A 2,024-nucleotide genomic window follows, 5' to 3' on the forward strand; every position below is an offset into this window, starting at 1 on the left:
CGCTGCTGCGGATCGGGCCCCGCGTGATCGTGGTGACCGCGTCGTCCGACCCGGACCTCCGCGCCACCACGCTGGAGCAGGGCGCCTCGGGGATCATCGACAAGGGCCTCCCGTTCACGGACCTGCTCGCGGCGGTGGTCGCCGCGGCCCGCGGCGACGACCTGATGACGCCGCTGGACCGGATGCAGCTCGTCAACCTGGCCCGCCGCGCCCGGGACGAGCGCGCCGCGCTGCTGGCGCCCTTCGCGCAGCTCACGGACCGCGAGGCCAGGGTGCTGCGAGCACTGTCCGACGGACGGCCCGTCAGCTCGATCGCCCGCGGCTGGGTCGTGTCCGAGGCCACGGTCCGCAGCCAGGTCCGGGCGGTGCTGACCAAGCTGGGAGTCTCCTCCCAGCTGGAGGCGGTGGCCCTCGCCCACCGCTCCGGTTGGCGGTAGGCCACCCGCGGCGCCGCCGGTTACCGTGAAGCATGCGCCTTCTCCTCGTGGCTCTCGCCCTCGTCCTGGTGGCCCCCGCGGCCCCGGCGTGCGCCGCCGACCACCGGGGCACCACTCCCCCGGGCGGGCCGACCCCGGCCGGCTCGAGCCACCCGGCCGCCACGAAGTCGGTCACGCCGCAGCGCACGCCCGACGGCTCCGCGACGGCCGCGCCGCGATCCCGGTCGCAGCCGGCGCTGCGCGTACGACGCGTCGTGACCGGCCTCGACCACCCCTGGGACGTGAAGCGGCTGCCGGGCGGCACGCTCCTGGTCACCGAGCGCGACCGGGCCCGGCTCTCGGCGTACCGCGACGGCGCGCGGCGGACCGTGAGGTTCCCCGAGGAGAGCATCTGGGTCTCCGGTGAGACCGGTCTGATGTCGCTGGAGGTCGATCCCGACTTCGCGGACAACCGCCGCTTCTACACCTGCTCGGGCTGGCGCACCTCCCGCGGTGGGCACGACATCCGGGTGGTGGCGTGGGAGCTAGATTCCGAGGTGACGGCGGCGACCCGGGTCGAGACCCTGGTCGCCGGGTTCCCGACGACGAGCGGCCGGCACGGTGGCTGCCGGCTGCTGATCGCGGACAACGGCGCCCTCCTGGTCGGCACCGGTGACGCTGCTGTCGGCACCAACCCGCACGACCTGAGGTCGCTGGGTGGCAAGACGTTGCGGCTCGATCCCGCCACCGGGAAACCGTGGCCCGGCAATCCGTTCGCGAAGGCGCACGACGAGAACAAGCGCTACGTCTTCACCTACGGTCACCGCAACGTCCAGGGCCTGGCCCAGCGCAAGGACGGGACGCTGTGGTCGGTCGAGCACGGTTCCTCCCGAGACGACGAGGTCAACCGGCTCCGGCCCGGTGGCGACTACGGCTGGCACCCGGTGCCCGGCTACGACGAGTCGGTGCCGATGACCGATCAGTCACTGCCGGGCCGGCAGATCCCCGCGCGGTGGAGCTCCGGCGAGCCGACGCTGGCGACCTCGGGCGCGACCTGGGTCTACGGCAGGAGGTGGGGCCGGTTGAGCGGCACGCTGGCGGTGGCGGCCCTCAAGGCCAGCCGGCTGGTGTTCATGAAGTTCGACGACCGTGGCCAGCTGGAGTGGACCCGGTCGCCGAAGAAGCTGCGCCAGCTCGGTCGGCTCCGCTCGGTGACCCTGACGCCGGACCGCTCGCTGCTGCTCACCACCGACAACGACAGCGGCAACGACGCGATCCTGCGGGTCAGCCCCCGGTAGGTCTCAGGCTCCCCAGCCGAACAGCGCGGCGCCCCCCGCGACGCTGCCGATCCAGGCCACGGCCAACCCCAGCGGCAGCCACGGCAACCAGGTGGGGTGCCGCGACCACCAGACCAGCGCGACGACCAGCGTGACCACCCAGAGCAGGGACAGCACCAGCACCACGAACCACGGCGCCGCCAGCACGCTGGCACCGATCAGGAAGGCCACGCAGGCCATCCCGATCATGCCGACGAACGGCCACGGGGAGGCCTTCTCCAGCGGCTTGCGCGGCGGAGGAAGCTCGGTCATCGAGCGCGCTCAGTCCTCG

General features: G+C 73.4%; 3 protein-coding genes. 2 read left to right on the forward strand and 1 reads right to left on the reverse strand.

From position 1 onward, the window contains the following. Together VF468_23585 and VF468_23590 are read left to right on the forward strand one after the other, a co-directional pair. Positions 1 to 437: LuxR C-terminal-related transcriptional regulator (locus VF468_23585; protein ID HEX5881272.1), on the forward strand; the 437-nt coding region annotated here is incomplete at its 5' end. Positions 438 to 469: 32 nt separating this feature from the next. Further along, positions 470 to 1,714: a PQQ-dependent sugar dehydrogenase gene (locus VF468_23590; protein HEX5881273.1), complete on the forward strand. Its 1,245-nt coding sequence runs from the start codon at positions 470 to 472 to the stop codon at positions 1,712 to 1,714. A gap of 3 nt (positions 1,715 to 1,717) precedes the next feature. Here VF468_23590 and VF468_23595 read toward each other — a convergent pair whose 3' ends face one another. Then, positions 1,718 to 2,005 (reverse strand): hypothetical protein, encoded by a 288-nt coding sequence (locus VF468_23595; protein HEX5881274.1) that lies wholly within the window; start codon positions 2,003 to 2,005, stop codon positions 1,718 to 1,720. Positions 2,006 to 2,024 lie beyond the last annotated feature (19 nt).

The sequence above is a fragment of the Actinomycetota bacterium genome (genome assembly GCA_036280995.1).
Taxonomy (GTDB): Bacteria; Actinomycetota; CALGFH01; order CALGFH01; family CALGFH01; genus CALGFH01.

Bases quoted from the DNA above. Each gene is read 5' to 3' on its own strand.
- VF468_23590 (HEX5881273.1), top strand. From the start codon at position 470: ATGCGCCTTCTCCTCGTGGCTCTCGCCCTCGTCCTGGTGGCCCCCGCG.
- VF468_23595 (HEX5881274.1), bottom strand. From the start codon at position 2,005: ATGACCGAGCTTCCTCCGCCGCGCAAGCCGCTGGAGAAGGCCTCCCCG.